Below are 20,001 nucleotides of genomic sequence, written 5' to 3'. Positions count from 1 at the left end.
GTTGGAGTTAACATTTTGGCCGAAAACAGAGTATTTACCTGGTGAAGTATTGTCCCGGCGTTTTGCCGGTCTGGGTACGGAAGAAGTAGATAAAGGCGCTATCGCTGGCAAACTCCAGCGCCTGGGCGACATCCGTGATGCGCTGGCCGCAAGACAGCAATTCTACAGCTTTCATTAGCCGCCACTGTTGGCGCCATTGTTGATAGGACATGCCGGTTTCGCGCTGAAACAGGCGGCTGATGGTCTTTTCTCCGGCGCCGCATTGCGCAGCCAGTTGCTGAAGTAGCGGTGGTTGCGCATTGCCGTTGAGATGACGCAGGCGTTTATCCTGCGGCAGCGTTAGCATCATCGGTTCCTGTTTTGCCGCGCCGATTTCCGCCACGCAGAGCGCCGCCAGATGCCGGGCCGGGCTCTGTCGCCAGTCGGTATCCCACGGGCTGGCGCTAATGCGTTCGAGCAACTCGCGCAGCAGCGGCGTAACGTTGAGAATCGCAGGCTGACGGGGCAGCTGCGGGTATGAGGTAGTGGCGAACCACACCGAACGGTAATCAACGATGTGCTGCATTTCGGCGCGGTGGGTGACGCCTGCGGGGATCCACGCCGCGCGGGTTGGCGGCAACATACACAATAGCGCGCCATCGTTTAACGTCAGCCGGATACAACCCTGACGGGTAAATAGCATCTGCCCCATTTGATGATGATGCAGACCATCGTCATGATCGCCGTTAAGGGTCGCTTGCACGCCAACCAGCGGCGTATTGAGCGTATCAGGGTCAAAGGATGCATCCGCGCTGAGCCATGCCATGATGTCTGATTCTCGATGTTAAAAGTCATTATATTTATAATCGCCGATTATGCCGCTCCCTACAATGGCGCCTCTGATAAGGGAGGTGGATATGTTAAGTCGTTCGGCGATGGCGCTGGTTACCGCACTACTCATGTTTCCGCAAATCGCGGAAACCATCTATAGCCCGGCGCTGACTGATATCAGCGCACATTTTTCCGTTAGCGCCGCCGATGCGGCGCAGACGCTGGCGGTCTATTTCATCGGCTTTGCCATCGGCGTGCTGTTCTGGGGCTGGTTCAGCGACCGGCGTGGACGGCGGCCGGCGTTATTGCTCGGTCTGGCGGTGTATACCGCAGGCTGTATGCTGGCGCTGGCGGCGCCAAATTTTAGCGTGCTGCTGGCGGCTCGCATCGTAGCGGCTTTCGGCGCGGCTATCGGGTCGGTGGTTGGGCAAACGGTATTGCGCGATGCGTTTGATGGCCGGCAGTTGGCGGCCATCTTTTCCTTCGTCGGCATGGCGCTGGCTATCAGCCCGGCCATTGGCGTTTATCTTGGCGGCGTGCTGGCGGGGTGGTGGGGAATGTATGGCGTCTTCGGGGCGTTGGCGCTGCTGGCGGCGGCATTATTGCTGCTGTGCGCAGTGGTAATGCCGGAAACCCGGCCGCCGCGAACAGGGGATCAGACGCTCTGGCCGTTAATGCTGCGCATGCTGGCGGATGCGAAAATCCGTTTAGCGGTAGTGTTAGTTGCGGTATTGAATATCGGTTTGTTCAGCTATTACAGCCAGGGACCTTTCCTTTTTGCCCGGCAGGGACTGGATGCGCAGGCTTTTGGCTATAGCGGTATGGCGCTGGCGGCAGGGGCGTTAGCCGGCGCGCAGGGGAATCGTCTGTTGCTACGACGTGGAGCCGCTCAGCGGCACATTTTTATCTGTGCCGGTCTGCTGTTACTGCTCTCCAGCGCAGGCGTCGGCCTGTCAACGCATTCATTGTTCTTTTTACTGCCGATGATGGGGGTGGCGGCGGCATATGCCATGGCGATCCCCGTGGTGTTGGGTACGGCGCTTAGCGACTACGCCGAATGTCGTGGTAGCGCCGGCGCGCTTTTTGGCCTGGCCTATTATTTGATTATCGGCTTGGGGCTGGCATTTGTGGGGTGGGGGGAATCGTTGGGTATCACGTTGGCAATCTGCGCGGTGGTTAGCGCGCTAACCGGTTGGCGTTATCTGCGGCACATGCTTGATGAGTTTTCCTGATTTGTGATGATTAGCACAAATCACTATTTAGTAGCTCTGTGGGTAGATGAAAAATCGACATTGATTTTAATCAAGGAATTACCTGCTATAAAATAGCCAAAAAATGAAGTTAAAATAATGTTTAAAATGATGGATTATTGTTTGTTTTTGTTTTCAATTAAATTAATGAAATATATCTTTACATACAAATAACGTGAAAAATTGTGACCTCATCCCGTAATGAATCGAAATAAATACAGTTTTCTCATTTTATTTGATTGTTTACACCTGAGGTTTAATCATAAAATAATGTGAAGTACCTCATTTTATTGGTTGAAAATTACCCTTTCCCTGCTCATTTTTAGCTTAAGAATTAACCTTTTTTATCCCCATAAATATTTTTTATCCCCTCATATTTCTTTGACTAAAATCATGCTTAATTTCATGTTTTTTATTTTATGTTATTGATTATAAATGTTTTTATTTGTTTTGTAGATAAGGTTGATTATAGGTGGAAGGGCTTTGTGAGTAGTCTCACACAACCAGCGGATCATCATTTGATACACTTCCCGCCGTCAACAAAGTCATTAACGTGGATAACCAATATGAATACTATTCCGCTCCCTAAAACTCAGCACCTGGTTGTATTCCAGGAGGTGATCAGAAGTGGTTCGATTGGTTCGGCAGCGAAAGAGTTAGGATTAACTCAACCTGCAGTCAGTAAAACGATTAATGATATTGAAGACTATTTCGGCACTGAGCTTATTGTCCGTAAAAATACCGGTGTTACGTTGACGGAGGCCGGACAGGTGCTGTTGAGCTGGTCGGAGTCGATTACCCGCGAAATGAAAAATATGGTTAACGAAATGAACAGCATGACCTGCAGCACCGTCGTTGACGTCTCTTTCGGTTTCCCGTCGCTGATCGGCTTCACTTTTATGTCGGATATGATCCATAAATTCAAAAAGTTATTTCCCAAAGCACAGGTCTCGATGTACGAAGCGCAGCTTTCATCGTTCCTGCCGGCGATTCGCGATGGCCGTCTCGATTTCGCCATTGGCACCTTGAGCGATGAGATGAAGTTGCACGATCTGCATGTCGAACCGCTATTTGAATCGGAGTTCGTGCTGGTGGCCAGCAAATCGCGAACGCGCAGCGGCAGTGCCACGCTGGCATCGTTACAGCACGAACAGTGGGTATTGCCGCAAACTAATATGGGTTACTACAGTGAACTCCTCGCCACGCTTCAACGCAGCGGCATCAACAATGAAAACATCGTTAAAACAGACTCTGTCGTTACTATTTATAATCTTGTTCTCAATGCTGATTTCCTGACGGTTATTCCTTGTGATATGACCGCACCTTTTGGCTCTAATCAATTTATTACCATTCCTGTCGAGGATGCGTTACCGGTGGCGCATTATGCTGCGGTGTGGTCGAAAAATTATCGCATTAAAAGCGCGGCCTCGGCGTTAGTTGAATTAGCGAAAGAATATTCAGCCCATAGCGGCTGCCGACGACGACAATTAATTACCGTGGACTAATTGTCTTTTTATATTAATTGAAACTTAAGCTGCGATCTGTTTATCAATCGCTGCCCATTAACGCTATTTTTTAATTCCAGGTTAAGAGGTTCTCATGCATATTACATACGATCTTCCGGTTGCTATTGAAGATATCCTCGAAGCGAAAAAAAGATTGGCAGGTAAAATATATAAAACGGGGATGCCGCGCTCAAATTATTTCAGTGAACGATGCAAAGGCGAAATCTTCCTTAAGTTTGAAAATATGCAGCGCACCGGTTCTTTTAAAATTCGCGGCGCGTTTAATAAACTCAGCTCGCTGACCGATGCCGAAAAGCGCAAAGGCGTGGTGGCGTGTTCCGCCGGTAACCATGCGCAGGGCGTTTCACTCTCCTGCGCTATGCTCGGCATCGACGGCAAAGTGGTAATGCCGAAGGGCGCGCCAAAATCAAAAGTGGCCGCCACCTGCGACTATTCGGCGGAAGTGGTGCTACATGGCGATAATTTTAACGACACCATCGCCAAAGTCAGCGAAATTGTCGAAATGGAAGGGCGTATATTTATTCCTCCCTACGATGACCCGAAAGTGATAGCCGGCCAGGGGACGATTGGTCTGGAGATCATGGAGGATTTATATGATGTCGATAACGTTATTGTGCCGATTGGCGGCGGCGGTTTAATTGCCGGCATCGCGGTGGCGATTAAATCGATTAACCCGACTATTCGTATTATTGGCGTGCAGTCGGAAAATGTTCACGGCATGGCCGCCTCGTATTACGCCGGAGAAATTACCAATCATCGCACTAATGCCACCCTGGCTGACGGTTGCGACGTTTCTCGTCCAGGGAATATTACCTATCAAATCGTGCGTGAATTAGTGGACGATATTGTGCTGGTCAGCGAAGACGAAATTCGCAACAGTATGGTCGCACTTATTCAACGCAATAAAGTCATTACCGAAGGGGCCGGGGCGTTAGCCTGTGCCGCATTATTAAGCGGTAAACTGGACAGCTATATTCAAAACCGAAAAACCGTCAGCATTATTTCCGGCGGCAATATCGACCTGTCTCGCGTATCGCAAATTACTGGTTTAGTTGACGCTTAATCTTTTTGATGAGGAAAGGATATGAGTACTACAGATAGCATTGTATCCAGCCAGACAAAAGAGTCGTCCTGGCGCAAATCGGACACCACCTGGACCCTGGGCTTATTCGGCACCGCCATTGGCGCCGGGGTATTATTCTTCCCGATCCGCGCCGGTTTCGGCGGCCTGATCCCCATCTTACTGATGTTAGTGCTGGCCTACCCGATCGCCTTCTATTGCCATCGGGCGCTGGCCCGGCTGTGCCTTTCCGGCTCAAATCCTTCCGGCAATATCACTGAAACGGTAGAGGAGCACTTTGGTAAAACCGGCGGGGTGGTGATTACTTTCCTTTATTTCTTCGCGATTTGTCCGCTACTGTGGATTTACGGCGTGACGATCACCAATACCTTTATGACCTTCTGGGAAAACCAGCTGCAGCTGCCGGCGCTGAACCGCGGTTTTGTCGCGCTGTTCCTGCTGCTGCTGATGGCGTTTGTCATCTGGTTCGGTAAGGATCTGATGGTGAAGGTAATGAGCTATCTGGTATGGCCGTTTATCGCCAGCCTGGTGCTGATTTCGCTGTCGCTGATCCCTTACTGGAACTCTGCGGTTATCGATCAGGTGAATTTAAGCGAGATCTCGCTGACCGGTCACGATGGTATTCTGGTGACCGTCTGGCTGGGTATTTCGATTATGGTGTTCTCGTTTAACTTCTCGCCAATTGTCTCTTCATTCGTAGTCTCCAAGCGCGAAGAGTATGAAAAAGACTTTGGTCGCGAGTTCACCGAGCGCAAATGTTCACAGATTATCTCTCGCGCCAGCATGCTGATGGTGGCCGTGGTAATGTTCTTCGCCTTCAGCTGCCTGTTTACCCTGTCGCCGCAGAATATGGCGGATGCCAAAGCGCAGAATATCCCGGTTCTCTCTTACCTGGCGAACCACTTCGCCTCGCTGTCCGGCACCAAATCCACCTTTGCTACGGTGCTTGAATATGGCGCGTCAATCATCGCGCTGGTGGCGATTTTCAAATCCTTCTTCGGCCACTATCTCGGCACCCTGGAAGGCCTAAACGGTCTGGTGCTGAAGTTTGGCTACAAAGGCGATAAAACCCGCGTTTCCAGCGGCAAGCTCAACACCATCAGCATGATTTTTATCATGGGCTCAACGTGGATCGTCGCTTACGCCAACCCGAACATTCTCGACCTGATTGAAGCGATGGGCGCGCCGATTATTGCCTCGCTGCTGTGCCTGCTGCCGATGTACGCCATCCGTAAAGCGCCATCGTTGGCGAAATATCGCGGCCGCCTGGACAACGTTTTCGTCACGGTAATCGGTCTGCTGACCATTCTGAACATCGTTTACAAACTGTTTTAATTAAGCTCAGGACGAGCGGAGTGATGACATGAATGAATATCCGGTAGTACTGGTCATTAACTGCGGCTCGTCTTCAATTAAATTTTCAGTACTGGATGCCGCCAGCTGTGAAGTATTAATGGCTGGTATTGCAGATGGCATTAATTCTGAAAATGCGTTCCTGTCAATAAATGGGGGAGAGCCGGCTAAGCTGGCTCACCGCAGTTATGAAGGTGCATTGAAGGCGATCGCATTTGAATTAGAAAAACGCGATTTAATGGATAGCGTGGCGTTAATTGGCCACCGTATCGCGCACGGCGGCAGCATATTTACCGAATCGGCGATCATTACCGATGAAGTTATCGACAATATTCGCCAGGTGTCGCCGCTGGCACCGCTGCATAATTACGCCAATCTCAGCGGTATTGAATCAGCGCAGCAGTTATTCCCGGGCGTACAGCAGGTGGCGGTCTTTGATACCAGCTTTCATCAGACGCTGGCGCCAGAGGCATTTCTCTACGGCCTGCCGTGGGACTATTACCAGCGATTGGGCGTGCGTCGCTACGGTTTCCACGGCACTTCGCACCGTTATGTGTCTCAGCGCGCGCTGGCGCTGCTTGATTTACCCGAGCAGGATAGCGGGCTGGTCATTGCCCATCTTGGCAACGGCGCGTCGATTTGCGCGGTACGCAACGGCCGCAGCGTCGACACCTCGATGGGCATGACGCCGCTGGAAGGCCTGATGATGGGCACCCGCAGCGGGGATGTCGATTTTGGCGCGATGGCGTGGATTGCCGGCGAAACTAACCAGACGCTCAGCGATCTGGAGCGCGTGGTGAATAAGGAGTCCGGCCTGCTGGGGATATCCGGATTGTCATCCGACCTGCGGGTGCTGGAAAAAGCCTGGCATGAGGGGCATGAACGCGCGCGGTTGGCGATTAAAACCTTCGTGCATCGTATTGCCCGCCACATTGCCGGCCATGCCGCCTCGCTACGCCGCCTTGACGCGATTATTTTTACCGGCGGTATCGGCGAAAATTCGGTATTAATCCGCCAACTGGTGATTGAGCATTTAGCGGTATTCGGCGTCAGCCTGAATGATGCGCTAAATAAACAACCCAACTCCGCCGGTGAACGCGTTATTTCTTCCCGCGAGGCACGCGTGATATCTGCAGTCATCCCCACTAATGAAGAGAAGATGATTGCGCTCGATGCTATTCATTTAGGCAAAATTAACACATCCCTGGAATTTGCTTAATTACGTTGTGGTCCTGTAGAGAGATTATTTTCATGAAGGTAAATATCGATACCAGCGATATGCTGTACGCCGAAGCATGGCACGGATTTAACGGTACGGACTGGAAAGAAGAAATTAATGTCCGTGATTTTATTCAGCACAACTATACGCCATATACCGGGGATGAATCGTTCCTTGCGGAGGCGACGCCGGCGACGACCGCGCTGTGGGAAAAAGTGATGGCCGGCATTCGCGTAGAGAACGCTACCCACGCGCCGGTTGATTTTGATACCAATATCGCCACCACCATTACCGCCCATGATGCCGGCTATATTGAGCAAGCGTTGGAGAAAATTGTCGGTCTGCAAACGGATAAACCGCTCAAGCGCGCGCTGCATCCGTTTGGCGGCATTAACATGATTAAAAGCTCGTTTGATGCCTATGGCCGGGAAATGGATAGTCAGTTTGAATATCTATTTAGCGAGCTGCGTAAAACCCACAATCAGGGGGTATTTGACGCCTATTCGCCGGATATGCTGCGCTGCCGTAAATCCGGCGTGTTGACCGGGCTGCCGGACGGCTATGGCCGCGGGCGTATCATTGGCGACTACCGCCGGGTGGCGCTATACGGCATCCGCTATCTGGTGCGTGAACGTGAGCTGCAGTTTGCCGATCTGCAGGCAACGCTCGAGCGCGGGCAGGATCTGGAAGCCACTATTCGTCTGCGTGAAGAGCTGGCGGAGCACCGCCGCGCGCTGCTGCAAATGCAGGAGATGGCGGCGAAATACGGCTGCGATATCTCCCGCCCGGCGCGCAACGCCCAGGAAGCGGTACAGTGGTTATACTTCGCCTATCTGGCGGCGGTGAAATCGCAAAACGGCGGCGCGATGTCGCTGGGGCGTACCGCCTCTTTCCTCGATATCTATATCGAACGCGACTTCCACGCCAGGATCCTCAATGAACAACAGGCGCAGGAGCTGATCGACCACTTCATTATGAAGATCCGCATGGTGCGTTTCCTGCGTACGCCGGAATTCGATACGCTGTTCTCCGGCGATCCCATCTGGGCAACCGAGGTGATTGGCGGGATGGGGCTGGATGGCCGCACGCTGGTGACTAAAAACTCCTTCCGCTATCTGCATACGCTGCACACCATGGGCCCGGCGCCGGAACCTAACCTTACCGTATTGTGGTCGGAAGCGCTGCCGATTGCCTTTAAGAAATACGCCGCCCAGGTCTCGATCGTCACCTCCTCGTTGCAGTATGAAAACGATGACCTGATGCGCGCCGATTTCAACAGTGATGATTACGCCATTGCCTGCTGCGTCAGCCCGATGGTTATCGGCAAACAGATGCAGTTCTTCGGCGCTCGCGCCAACCTCGCCAAAACGCTGCTGTACGCAATCAACGGCGGGGTGGATGAGAAACTCAAAATCCAGGTCGGGCCGAAAACCGCGCCGCTGATGGACGAAGTGCTGGATTACGACAAAGTGATGGCCAGCCTCGATCATTTCATGGATTGGCTGGCGGTGCAGTACATCAGCGCGCTGAACATCATTCATTACATGCACGATAAATACAGCTATGAAGCCTCGCTGATGGCGCTGCACGACCGCGACGTATACCGCACCATGGCCTGCGGGATTGCCGGGTTGTCGGTGGCGGCGGATTCGCTTTCGGCTATTAAGCACGCGAAGGTGAAACCCATCCGCGACGACAGCGGCCTGGCGATCGATTTTGAGATTGAAGGCGATTATCCGCAGTACGGCAATAACGATCAGCGCGTCGATAGTATTGCCTGCGATCTCGTTGAACGCTTTATGAAGAAAATTAAGGTGTTGCCGACGTACCGTAACGCGGTGCCCACGCAGTCGATTCTGACGATTACCTCAAACGTGGTGTACGGCCAGAAAACCGGTAATACCCCGGATGGCCGCCGCGCCGGTACGCCGTTTGCGCCGGGAGCAAACCCGATGCATGGCCGCGATCGCAAAGGGGCTGTCGCTTCGTTGACTTCCGTGGCGAAGTTGCCGTTCACCTACGCGAAGGATGGAATCTCTTATACCTTCTCGATCGTCCCGGCGGCGTTAGGCAAAGAGGCGAGCGTCCGACAAACCAACCTCGTCGGTCTGCTTGACGGTTACTTCCACCACGAAGAGCGGATCGAGGGCGGCCAGCATCTGAACGTCAACGTGATGAACCGCGAAATGTTGCTGGATGCCATTGCTCATCCGGAAAATTATCCGAACCTGACCATCCGCGTCTCTGGCTATGCGGTGCGCTTTAATGCGCTGACCCATGAACAGCAGCAGGATGTCATTTCGCGAACCTTCACCCAGGCGCTGTAACGCAACGGGGCGACGATCATGGTCGCCCCATTTTTTATCATCGGTGTGAAACCTGGTCTTCACTGCACGGTAAACCGAGGTGTAGATATGATTAGCGCTTTCGATATTTTCAAAATTGGTATTGGCCCTTCGAGTTCCCATACGGTGGGGCCGATGAATGCAGGAAAAAGTTTTATCACTGAGCTGGCGAGCAGCGGCGACCTGACGCAGACTTCGCGCATTGTCGTCGATCTGTACGGTTCGCTATCGCTGACCGGCAAAGGGCATGCGACCGATGTCGCCATCATCATGGGGCTGGCGGGCAATAGTCCGCAGGATGTCGATATTGACGCCATCCCGGCTTTTATTCAGCAGGTGACCGCGAGCGGCCGTCTGCCGGTGGCGAAGGGGAGTCGGCAGGTCGATTTCCCGCTGCCGGAGAGCATCGTATTTCATGATAGCGCGCTGGCCCGCCATGAGAACGGTATGCGTATCAGCGCCTGGGATCATCAGCAGCCGCTACTCAGCAAAACCTATTACTCAATTGGCGGCGGGTTTATCGTTGAGGAAGCGCGTTTTGGCCAGACTCACGATGTCGCAACGCCAGTCCCCTTTGATTTTCGCTCCGCCCATCAACTGCTTCAGCTGTGCGAGCATAATGGTCTTTCCATCTCTGGCCTGATGATGCAAAACGAACTGGCGCTGCGCGATAAGGGGCAAATCGATGCTGGTTTCGCCGCCATTTACGCGGTGATGCGTAACGGTATTGAGCGGGGAATGAATACCGAGGGCGTGCTGCCGGGGCCGCTCAACGTGCCGCGTCGGGCGGCGGCGCTGCGCCGACAGCTGGTGGCCAGCGACAGCCTCTCCCGCGATCCGATGAACGTCATCGACTGGATCAATATGTTCGCGCTGGCGGTGAGCGAAGAGAATGCCGCCGGTGGCCGGGTCGTCACTGCGCCTACCAATGGCGCATGCGGGATTATCCCCGCGGTTCTGGCCTATTACGACAAGTTTCGCCGTCCGGTCAATGCCAACTCGATTGCTCGCTATCTGCTGGCTGCGGCGGCTATCGGTTCACTGTATAAGATGAATGCCTCTATATCTGGCGCAGAAGTTGGCTGCCAGGGAGAAATTGGCGTGGCCTGTTCCATGGCGGCGGCGGGGCTGACGGAACTCCTTGGCGGCAGCCCGGCGCAGGTATGCAACGCCGCGGAGATTGCGATGGAACATAACCTCGGTCTGACCTGCGACCCGGTGGCCGGGCAGGTGCAAATCCCCTGCATCGAACGCAATGCTATCAATGCGGTGAAGGCGGTTAACGCCGCGCGGATGGCGCTCCGCCGAACCAGCGAGCCGCGGGTCTGTCTCGACAAGGTCATTGAGACGATGTATGAAACTGGCAAAGACATGAACGATAAATATCGTGAAACTTCGCGCGGCGGGCTGGCGATAAAAGTGATTTGCGACTGACGAATCAGAAAGGAGTGGGCTGGCGCGCCGCTATCGCTTCACCGCTGACCGGATGGTGAAAATGCAGTTCGCTGGCGTGGAGCATCAGGCGTGAGGCCTGATGTGCCGCCAGCCCTCCGTAGAGATCGCAGCCGAGAATCGGATAGCCGAGATGCTGGCAGTGGATGCGTAGCTGATGGGTGCGTCCGGTTTCCGGTTGCAATCGTACGCGAGTTACCGCCAGCGAATCACTGGCTGTTGGCAACCATTCTCGTGATAGCACCTGAAAGCGCGAGCGCGCCGGTTTACCGTTACGCGCGCTAATCGCCATCCGTGGAAACAGCGCCGGATCTTTGGCAATCGGCGCGTCTATCACCCCTTCATCTTCCTCTGGATGCCCACACAACAGGGCGTGATAAACCTTGCTTACCGCCCGCTGGCTGAACTGCTGACACAGCGCGGCGTTGATCGTTTTGTTACGCGCCACCACCATCAGCCCGGAAGTCCCGAAATCGAGCCGATGCACCAGCGTGCACCCCGGAAAATCCTGCACCAGGCGATGATGGACTGAATCCAGGTTGTGCGGGTTCTTCCCCGACAGGCTGAGCAGACCGCTGGGTTTGTCGATCAACAACAAGTGTTCGTCCTCGTAGAGGATCTTAATCTGCGCGGAACAAGGTGGGGCGATAAAGGTATCAATTACGGTAGGCATGGGCAGGCGCTGCTTAAGGGTGAGGGCGGATGATAGCGAAATTACCGGCCACAGGCGAATGAATTTGATGGTTATCAAAGGAGATTGGATCGGCTAACAATTCGGATTGCGCTCACAGGTATTATTAGATATTCAACTTGCAGCGTAAATATTTCGCGGTAAATGAAAAGGTTTATTCATGATATTGCTAATTAAGGATAGTATTTATTCTTGCGTTAAATGGTTACTATTATTAATTAGCCTGACCGCAGGATTATCCGCTGCGGCAAGCGAAAATATGCCGGATAATTTTTATCGCGTCACGCCTGAGTTGTATCGTTCGGCGCAACCCAATCGACTGCAGATGCAGAGCCTGGAGCGTATAGGAATACGCTCAGTGTTAAATTTGCGCCAGTGGCACAGCGATGCTTACGAAGCGCAGGGCACGGGGCTTATTTTGTATAGGGTGCCGATGAACGCGGCTGCGATTAACGACGATGATGTGGTGATTGCGCTGAGCTTTTTACATCGTGCGGTAAAACCGGCGCTGGTACACTGCTGGCACGGCAGCGATCGTACCGGGATGATTGTCGCGCTCTACCAACTGCTGTTTAGCCATGCGACAAAGTCAGAAGTGCTGGCGGAACTGCACCGCCCGGAATATGGCTATCACCAACAGTATTATCCCGACATTGCCCGCTATATTGAGTCGATCGATGTAGAACAATTGCGAGCACGGGTGCTGAGTTTATCCGCAGGAAAATTTTAGCGAGCCGTAATTTTTAACGCACAAATTATCGTCATAAAGATTGTTATCGCCATATAGCCAAACCATAGTGCGGCAGTTATCCCTGTGATTATGGTGAGGAATAGTTATTGTTATGTTTAATGAGTAAATAAGAGCTGCCAACAGGAGATACAGCGAAAAAAGCCTGATCGAAAATTTAATTTGTCATTATTTTAGTGTGGGTATATTCCTCGAATCGTTAGTAAAAAATCCACAGGCGCGGAATTGCAGTTGGTAGGCGAACGTGGTACAACAATTGTTATGTTATAACATAGCTTATGAATCATATGAACGAACCTGCGATCCTGCACGTTGACGGGATAAGTCTTAACGCCCGGCGTGGTACAACGATACTTGATGATATCCAGTTCACGCTCCATACCGGCGAAAAGCTGGCGGTCATTGGCCCCAACGGCAGTGGTAAATCAAGCCTGCTGCGGACGATCATTGGCGACGCTCGCCCGGATAAAGGAACGCTGTACTGGGAGGGGTGTCCACTACGGCAACTGTCGCCTCAAGCGCGTGCGCGGAATATTGCTTTCCTGTCACAAAACGATACCCCTGATTTGCGCCTGACGGTGGAAGAGTATGTTCAATTGGGGCGTTTACCGTATCGTGAATCACCCTCCTCGGCACAGGGACGGCGCATCGTGGATAGCGTGATTAGCGATACGGGGCTGCAGCCTTTACGCCATCGCCCGCTGGGCAACCTCTCCGGCGGTCAGCGCCAGCGCGCCGCGCTCGCCCGCGCGCTGGCACAATCACCCGCATTACTCCTGCTGGATGAACCGACCAATCACCTCGATCCGCTGGCGAGGAGCGAGTTGCTTACCCTGGTAAAGCGCACAGAAGTTGCGGTGATTGCGGTGTTACACGATCTTGCCGCGGCTGAAGCCTTTGCCGACCGAATGTTGGTTATCCACCACGGCAAGCAGATGATTTGCGACGTACCCGAGGCTGCGCTGCACCCCACCGTAAGCTATCCGGTTTTTGGCATGACCAGTTTTCGCGTGGCGCATCCCGTTAGCGGTAAAGCGCTACGCATTTTTGAAGTTCCTCATCGCGCTTAATGATCTCGAGTAAATATGAACAGACTTTTAACTATCTTATGGCTGCTGTTAAGTAGCCCGTTAGCGTTAGCTAATCCCTTTCCCGTTACCGTGGACAGCTGCGGTAAGCCCATCACCTTTAATCAACCCCCGCAGCGTGCGGTGATTAACGATCTTAATATGGCGGAAATGGCCTTCGCGCTCGATCTCCAGAATCGTATTGTGGGGCTAACCGGCATCACCGGCTGGTACAAACTTACGCCACATTTCAAAGCGGCGATGGGGACCATCCCCGAGCTGGCGCCTAAATACCCGTCGCTGGAAACGCTGCTGGCGGTTCGGCCGGACTTTTTCTTCGCCGGCTGGAACTACGGCATGAAAATCGGCGGCGATGTGACGCCGCAGACGCTGGCGCCATATGGGATTAACACGCTGGTACTCAGTGAAAGCTGCGTCCAGGCCGGCGGGCGCGGGAAGAAAGCCGATATGAGCTTGCTGTACAACGATGAACTCAAGTTGGGCAAGATTTTTGGCAAGCAACAACAGGCCGAAGCGCTGGTGGAAGGGTGGAAGCGTCGCCTGGCGAATCTGCCAGCCAGGGCAGCGGATATGCAGCCGCTGCGGGTCTTCGTCTATGACTCCGGCGAAGATAAACCTTTTACCAGCGGCAAGTACGGGATGCCGACGGCCATTATCGAGGCGGCCGGGGGACGCAACGTGATGGATACTCTGGACGCGAACTGGACCACGACGACGTGGGAGGCGGTGGCGGCCAGCGAACCACAAGTGATTATTCTGCTCGATTACCAAACCGGCACGGGAACCGAGGCACTGCAGCACGTGCTGGAATCTCATCCACTGATGAAATTGACGCCCGCCGTCCGGCAGCAGCGTTATCTTAAGCTACAGTATGCTGAATTGACTCCGGGCCCGGCGAATATTGCGGCGGTTGAGAAGCTGGCGCATCTCTTATATGCCACGGACGTGAAATGAAGCCGTCAGTGCAACGTTTTCTTCTGTGGACGGCGCTGGCATCCGTGGTTTTATGCGGCTTGATGATTTCGAGCCTGCGGTTGGGGAGTGTGGAACTCTCATGGCAACAAGTGATATCAGCGTTAGGGATATCATCCGCTCCCGTTCCCGAAATTTTGAAAACTATCGTCATTGACTTACGTCTACCACGGAGCCTGCTGGCGGCGTTGACCGGCGCAGGACTGGCGATCGCCGGCTTGCTGTTACAGACCACGACACGTAATGAACTGGCCGATCCATTTTTGTTTGGTCTCTCTTCAGGCGCTTCCGCCGGCGCGGTGCTGGTGATCACCCGCTTCGGCGATGTACTGGGGGCGTTTACGCTGCCGGTCTCGGCCTTCGTCGGCGGGATATTATCCGCGCTGGCGGTGATGATATTGTTTCGCGTCAATCAGCTAAGGCGGGCGGAACAGTTAATTATCTGCGGCCTGGCGGTGTCGTTTCTTTTCAGCGCGCTGACCAGCTATCTGGTCTTTTCCGGCGACCAGCGAGCGGCCGGTTCGTTGCTATTCTGGTCATTGGGCGGTCTGGGACTGGCGCGATGGGACAACTTGTTCATTCCATTATTGAGCCTGGGGTTGTTGAGCGGATTTACCCTGCGTCGCTGGCGGGCGTTGGATGCACTGCTGGCGGGGGAGCAGACGGCCTGCTCGCTGGGCGTCGATGTACAGCGTTTGAGAAGCGAAACCTTTCTCTGCTGCGCGTTGGCTACCGCTTTACTGGTCTCTTTAACCGGGGTCATTGGTTTTGTCGGCCTGATGGTTCCTTATCTGGCGCGTCGGGTCGTTGGCGTCAGGCACCGGCTGGCCGTACCAATGTGCGGTCTGCTGGGTGCGATATTGCTCATTGGCGGCGATATACTTAGTCGAAGTCTGATAGCGAATCAAGAATTACCGATTGGTATTATTACTGCCGGGCTTGGCGGCGCGTTTATTGTTAGTCTGCTAATGCGGGCAACACGATAAGCCGAGCCACGGGAAAATAGCGGTTGACCCATTATTGCGCGCAAATAATGGGTTCTATTATTTAAATGAATGTGACTCGCCGATTATAAAGGCACTCTCCGCCGTTGAAGGGGGAACTTTTCTGGATAGAGCGCTTTTGGACGAGGTGGATTTTTTTAAATGATTCGCCAAAAATATAATTGGACAGAAATTTTTTTCAGGCCACGATTGTTGCGGCATGGCGGTAAGTAATGATTTATATCAATGAAACAGACATCATTGGCGCATGACCCGTTAGTTGGTAAGTTCCTGGTTTAATTCCCTGCTCAAAACGCATGCGGCCACGCGATATATTGAGATATTGCAATTGTTGGTTATTTTATTCGTTATTCCCGTGATGAATATTCTTGATATCAATCTAAATATAGTTCATTAATTCGGGTGGTTAACGGTAACCAGTGATTCATTCTGATGTGGTTCAGATATATAAGGGGTGTAATGAACAGCGCTTTCCCAGGTGAGCGACTCAATACCCGTATTCCTTCACTGTTGTCACTGCATATCGAAATTGAACAGAGGGCCGTCAAACTGACGCTTAAATCCCAGGCCGTTAGTCGTTCCGGTAATATTAAAGCCCACCCAATATTCGTTCAAGAAAAAATAAATACCAATAACAATAATTCAAGTTTTTCTGTTTCTGAGTGCCGTTCGCCAGTGAGTTAGCAAGGTGAAATTAAATTTGGAGTTTAAGAACACCTTATTAGAGAAGCGAGAGTAACGCACAGGAGGTGCGATGAAGACATTACGACCACTGTGGGGCAGGGGTCAGATGATCTCCCCACAACATTTTCAACAACAGGTGAACCAGGCGGCCTGGCAAAGCGAATGTATCGCCCGTCTGGGAGTGATGAATCCCTGGGGCGTCATCCGCGTCGAATTTGACGCCGCTCTGCTAAAGCAAGGGACACTGAAAGCCAGCCACCTGTACGTACGCTTTCCTGATGGAACGCTAATTGACAGTGATAATGCTGATGCGCTGCCTGAAGCCATGGTATTGCCGCAAGCGGACTGCCATGAATTAACGGTGGTGCTGGCGTTGCCCCATGAGCATGGCAACGGCGGCAACTGCCTGCAGGTGGAGCAACGTGCAGAGCGTCCGGTACGTTGGCGCCAGGCCTGGCGAGAAGTGCGCAACAGATATGGCGAAGACAGTCGACAAATTGCGGTGATGCTTGCGCAACTGACGCTGCGCGCTGCGGATGACGATAACGGCGATTATCAAACCGTCGCCCTCGCCAGGCTACGTCGCGACAGTCAGGAGTGCTGGTCGCTGGATGAGGACTTTATCCCACCGCTACTGAAAGTGTTAGCCAGCCGCTGGCTGCACGAACAGACGGAACAACTGACGAATCAGCTGCGCACGCGCCTGCAACGTCTGATGGCCATGCGCCGGGAGAGCAACGCCAGGATGGCGGATTTTGCGGTGGCGGATGTATCACTGTTCTGGTTGCTGAACGCGCTCAACAGCGCGGAGCCGGTGTTGAGCCATTTTCTGCGTCATCCCCAGGTACATCCGGAACGGCTGTATGAAGCGCTGGCCAGCCTGGCGGGCAGCTTGCTGACTTTCTCCCTTGACCACACCACGGCGGATATCCCGCCCTATCGCCATCAGGCGCTGACCGAAGTCTTTCCACCGCTATTCAAATTACTCGGCGTGCTGCTCGAAGCCAGCCTGCCATCCCGGGTTGTGGCGATTGAAATGACGCACAATGACCGGCGTAAGCGCTGGCATGCCCGCCTGCATGATCCAAGGTTGCGCGAAGAAGCCGATTTTTATCTCTCGGTGCGTTCCGCGCTGCCTGCGTCGCAACTGCTGGAGCAATTTCCGCAACAGTGTAAAACCGGCAGCCCCGATGAGGTTGACCGGGTGGTCAACGGTTCGCAGCCGGGCATTCCGCTGAAAGCCATGAGCCATGTTCCCGCCGCTATTCCGCTGCGCCTTGAGAATCAGTATTTCACCCTTGATATGACTCATCCGGCGGCGCAGGCGATGCTGGCGGAAGGGAGTTGCGTCTTTTACGTGCCCGGCCTGCTGGGCGATCCTGAACTCGAACTGTATGCGGTGCTGCGCTCATGACCCAGGATATCAATATTGATGCTCTGCTGGCGGATAGCTGGCTAACGGTGACGGAACTGCGTCTTGGCGCCAAACTGGCCGAGGGGGAGGGGAAACTTCTTTGGCAGCGTTGTGTAGATAACATTGAACAGGTGATGGCGCAGCTGGTCGCCGCTGATGTCAGCGAGACGAACCGCCAGCACATCCTCTATGCGTGGTGCGCGCTGCTAGATGAAACCGCGAAAGGCCGCAAAGAGGAAGATGACGCCTGTATCGCCTGGTACGACCGGCCGCTTGAGGTCAAATATTTTGGCGGCATGGAAGCCGGAGATGCGCTTTATGAGCGTATACGCCAGACGTTGCGCGAACCGGCGCCGGATATAGCTGTACTGACCTGTTTTCATCGGGTACTGGCGCTGGGCTTTAAGGGGCGCTATAGCCTCAATGATCCGGCGCGCGCAGCGCTTGTCAGCGCGCTTGGCGAGCGTGTACCGCCGTTTGCGGGCGATCCTCAGCAGCCGATTCTGGCCTCCCTCTCCGGGCGCCGAGGCATGGCTGACTGGCTGCGCCGTTGGCCGGTTTGTCTTGGATTGTCGCTGGCGGCGGTAGCCGCGTTGTGGTTGGGATTAAACTACTGGCTGGATACCCTGGTGGCGGCGTTGCGACTGGGAGGCGGACAATGAGCGCGCGCTATCAGCGCCTGCTATGGCTGTGGGGCGGGCTGCTGGCGGTGTTGATGATCCTGCTGTTTCTGCCGTTATCCACCGGCGGCCGGGTGCTGGCTGTTGGGTTGACGGCGGCGGGCGTAGCGGCCGGGCTGGTCTACGTCGGGCGCCAACAACGTGAGCGACCTGCGGATGCCGACTGGCTGGTTGAGCTACCGTCGGCGCCGTATCGACAGCCGGTTGTGCTGGTCTGCGGCGACACGGCGGACTGGCCGGGAGAAGGGGCGGTTTACCGTACGGCGCAGGGTTGCTGGCTGAGAGTCGCCACCGCCGCGTTGCAGCAGACGGCGCGTTATTTGCAGCGTGAGCGGCCGGCGCTCATCGCCCAGCTGGCGGTGATGTACTGCGTGCAGCCGCAACAACATGATGATGACGCGGCGCTGACGGCCCGGCTTCGCGAGCTGCGCTGGCAGCTTGCTCAGGTGCGGCGTGATACCCGTCGGGCGATACCGTTACTGCTGAACAGCACCTTGTTCGGCACATCGCTGGAACCGTTATGGCAGACAGCGCGTGCCGAAGAGACGATGCAGATGTGGCTGCCTGACGGCGTGCCGTGCAGCAGCGCAAGTTGGCTGATGCAGGCTGAGGGCGCTCATCGCCTGGCGGCGCTGGTGAGGATGAATGCGTTTGCCCGCTTTACGCAGCAGATAGCGTTTAGCGTACTGACGGCGGCCACCGACGATGTTCCCCCGATCGCTCCGGCGGTCGTACTGTATCATTTCACGCCAGCCGGGGCGCCTGCCGTGGCGGATAATCTATGGCAGCGTTGGCTGTCTGAGCATACTTCCCTCAACTCACTCCCGGGCTGGTTGCCGAAAATTGCTGCCGATGCGCGGAAACTGCCGGATTTTATTTTGCCGATACTGCCGCAGGGCGGCGGCATTACGCCAAAAAGCCGTGCTCTGCGGCGGGCATTCTGTCTGTTCTCCCTCGCGGCTCTGATTGCGCTGTGCTGCAGCGCATGGAACAACCATCAACTCCTCCAGCGGGTTGGTTTTGATGTTCAGCGTTATGAACGGACGGCGATGGACGACCATGCCGCAAAAGCCCGCGCCGTACAGATTTTACGCCAGGATGCGGCGCAACTGGACGCCTTCGCGCGTGACGGCGCGCCGCTGGCGCTCAGCCTTGGGCTCTATCGCGGCGAGCGTCTGCGCCAGCCGTTACTGGAAGCGATTCGCTCCTACGTCCCCCCGCCTCCGCCGAAAGCGGTAGAAAAAATCGTGCCGAAAATTATCCGCCTCGACAGCATGTCTCTTTTCGATACCGGCAAGTGGACGCTGAAACCGGGCTCCACAAAGCTGCTGGTGAACTCGCTGGTGGGGATAAAGGCCAGGCCAGGTTGGCTTATCGTCATCGCCGGGCATACCGACAGCGTGGGTGATGATAAATCCAACCAGACACTCTCTCTGAAGCGTGCCGAATCGGTGCGCAACTGGATGCGCGACACCGGTGACGTGCCGGAAAGTTGTTTTGCGGTACAGGGCTATGGCGAAAGCCGTCCTGTCTCCGGCAACGAGACGCAACAAGGCCGGGCACTCAACCGCCGGGTTGAAATTAGCCTGGTGCCGCAGGCTGATGCCTGCCGGGTTGCGACAACCTCCGCTTCATCCCCGGCGGATGGCGCTTTCTAAACCGACCATCTCATGACGCTCTGCGC

The 20,001-nt window shown here is 54.3% G+C and carries 17 protein-coding genes; 15 read left to right on the top strand and 2 right to left on the bottom strand.

Annotated features, from left to right (window positions below; all coding sequences use genetic code 11):
* Positions 1 to 34 precede the first annotated feature (34 nt).
* Positions 35 to 805 carry an AraC family transcriptional regulator gene (locus tag PGR10_RS06715; protein WP_113373596.1) on the bottom strand — a complete coding sequence of 257 codons (771 nt, stop codon included), beginning with the start codon at positions 803 to 805 and terminating at the stop codon, positions 35 to 37.
* 91 nt (positions 806 to 896) lie between these two features.
* Here PGR10_RS06715 and PGR10_RS06710 point away from each other — a divergent pair, with 91 nt between their 5' ends.
* The 7 genes from PGR10_RS06710 (at position 897) to tdcG (ending at position 11,018) form a co-directional block, all read left to right on the top strand.
* The gene (locus PGR10_RS06710; RefSeq protein ID WP_430923227.1) at positions 897 to 2,042 is read left to right on the top strand and encodes an MFS transporter; all 1,146 of its coding nucleotides are present in this window, start codon (positions 897 to 899) and stop codon (positions 2,040 to 2,042) included.
* 584 nt (positions 2,043 to 2,626) lie between these two features.
* Complete coding sequence (gene tdcA, locus PGR10_RS06705) at positions 2,627 to 3,565, top strand: transcriptional regulator TdcA (protein WP_015366078.1); 939 nt, start codon at positions 2,627 to 2,629, stop codon at positions 3,563 to 3,565.
* Between the two features lie 94 nt (positions 3,566 to 3,659).
* The gene (tdcB, locus tag PGR10_RS06700) at positions 3,660 to 4,649 is read left to right on the top strand and encodes a bifunctional threonine ammonia-lyase/L-serine ammonia-lyase TdcB (protein WP_015366079.1); all 990 of its coding nucleotides are present in this window, start codon (positions 3,660 to 3,662) and stop codon (positions 4,647 to 4,649) included.
* Between the two features lie 21 nt (positions 4,650 to 4,670).
* Complete coding sequence (gene tdcC, locus PGR10_RS06695) at positions 4,671 to 6,002, top strand: threonine/serine transporter TdcC (RefSeq protein ID WP_045390456.1); 1,332 nt, start codon at positions 4,671 to 4,673, stop codon at positions 6,000 to 6,002.
* A 28-nt stretch (positions 6,003 to 6,030) separates the two neighbouring features.
* A complete protein-coding gene (gene tdcD / locus PGR10_RS06690; RefSeq protein ID WP_113373600.1) occupies positions 6,031 to 7,239 on the top strand; it encodes a propionate kinase in 1,209 nt (402 codons plus the stop codon).
* 32 nt (positions 7,240 to 7,271) lie between these two features.
* The gene (gene pflB, locus PGR10_RS06685; RefSeq protein WP_430923226.1) at positions 7,272 to 9,566 is read left to right on the top strand and encodes a formate C-acetyltransferase; all 2,295 of its coding nucleotides are present in this window, start codon (positions 7,272 to 7,274) and stop codon (positions 9,564 to 9,566) included.
* An 87-nt stretch (positions 9,567 to 9,653) separates the two neighbouring features.
* A complete protein-coding gene (gene tdcG, locus PGR10_RS06680; protein ID WP_213316899.1) occupies positions 9,654 to 11,018 on the top strand; it encodes an L-serine ammonia-lyase in 1,365 nt (454 codons plus the stop codon).
* A gap of 4 nt (positions 11,019 to 11,022) precedes the next feature.
* Here the strand turns inward: tdcG and PGR10_RS06675 are convergent, their stop codons facing one another.
* On the bottom strand, positions 11,023 to 11,709 hold the full coding sequence (locus tag PGR10_RS06675; protein ID WP_087860642.1) for an RluA family pseudouridine synthase: 687 nt from the start codon (positions 11,707 to 11,709) through the stop codon (positions 11,023 to 11,025).
* A 178-nt stretch (positions 11,710 to 11,887) separates the two neighbouring features.
* On the opposite strand from PGR10_RS06675, the gene PGR10_RS06670 reads away from it, so the two are divergent.
* The 8 genes from PGR10_RS06670 (at position 11,888) to PGR10_RS06635 (ending at position 19,975) form a co-directional block, all read left to right on the top strand.
* Positions 11,888 to 12,457 (top strand): tyrosine-protein phosphatase, encoded by a 570-nt coding sequence (locus PGR10_RS06670; RefSeq protein WP_411325082.1) that lies wholly within the window; start codon positions 11,888 to 11,890, stop codon positions 12,455 to 12,457.
* Between the two features lie 305 nt (positions 12,458 to 12,762).
* On the top strand, positions 12,763 to 13,545 hold the full coding sequence (locus tag PGR10_RS06665) for an ABC transporter ATP-binding protein (protein ID WP_430923225.1): 783 nt from the start codon (positions 12,763 to 12,765) through the stop codon (positions 13,543 to 13,545).
* Positions 13,546 to 13,560: 15 nt separating this feature from the next.
* Positions 13,561 to 14,517, top strand: coding sequence for an ABC transporter substrate-binding protein (locus tag PGR10_RS06660; RefSeq protein WP_430923224.1), 957 nt, complete (start codon positions 13,561 to 13,563; stop codon positions 14,515 to 14,517).
* 62 nt (positions 14,518 to 14,579) lie between these two features.
* Positions 14,580 to 15,521 carry a FecCD family ABC transporter permease gene (locus PGR10_RS06655; protein WP_375156932.1) on the top strand — a complete coding sequence of 314 codons (942 nt, stop codon included), beginning with the start codon at positions 14,580 to 14,582 and terminating at the stop codon, positions 15,519 to 15,521.
* 477 nt (positions 15,522 to 15,998) lie between these two features.
* Positions 15,999 to 16,223, top strand: coding sequence for a hypothetical protein (locus tag PGR10_RS06650; protein WP_228306513.1), 225 nt, complete (start codon positions 15,999 to 16,001; stop codon positions 16,221 to 16,223).
* Between the two features lie 70 nt (positions 16,224 to 16,293).
* Positions 16,294 to 17,637 (top strand): type VI secretion system baseplate subunit TssK, encoded by a 1,344-nt coding sequence (gene tssK, locus PGR10_RS06645; protein ID WP_430923223.1) that lies wholly within the window; start codon positions 16,294 to 16,296, stop codon positions 17,635 to 17,637.
* Positions 17,634 to 18,299 (top strand): type VI secretion system protein TssL, short form, encoded by a 666-nt coding sequence (tssL, locus tag PGR10_RS06640; RefSeq protein WP_430923222.1) that lies wholly within the window; start codon positions 17,634 to 17,636, stop codon positions 18,297 to 18,299. The genes tssK and tssL overlap by 4 nt, the downstream gene beginning before the upstream one ends.
* Entirely contained in the window at positions 18,296 to 19,975 is a 1,680-nt protein-coding gene (locus tag PGR10_RS06635; RefSeq protein WP_430923220.1) for an OmpA family protein, read from the top strand. Before tssL ends, PGR10_RS06635 begins: the two co-directional genes overlap by 4 nt.
* The last annotated feature ends 26 nt before the right edge of the window (positions 19,976 to 20,001 follow it).

The organism is Klebsiella sp. 141198 (assembly GCF_050600785.1).
Classification (GTDB): domain Bacteria; phylum Pseudomonadota; class Gammaproteobacteria; order Enterobacterales; family Enterobacteriaceae; genus Klebsiella; species Klebsiella aerogenes.
The sequence above is the reverse complement of the archived record's forward strand: the minus strand, read 5'-3'. Positions and strand labels throughout refer to the sequence as shown.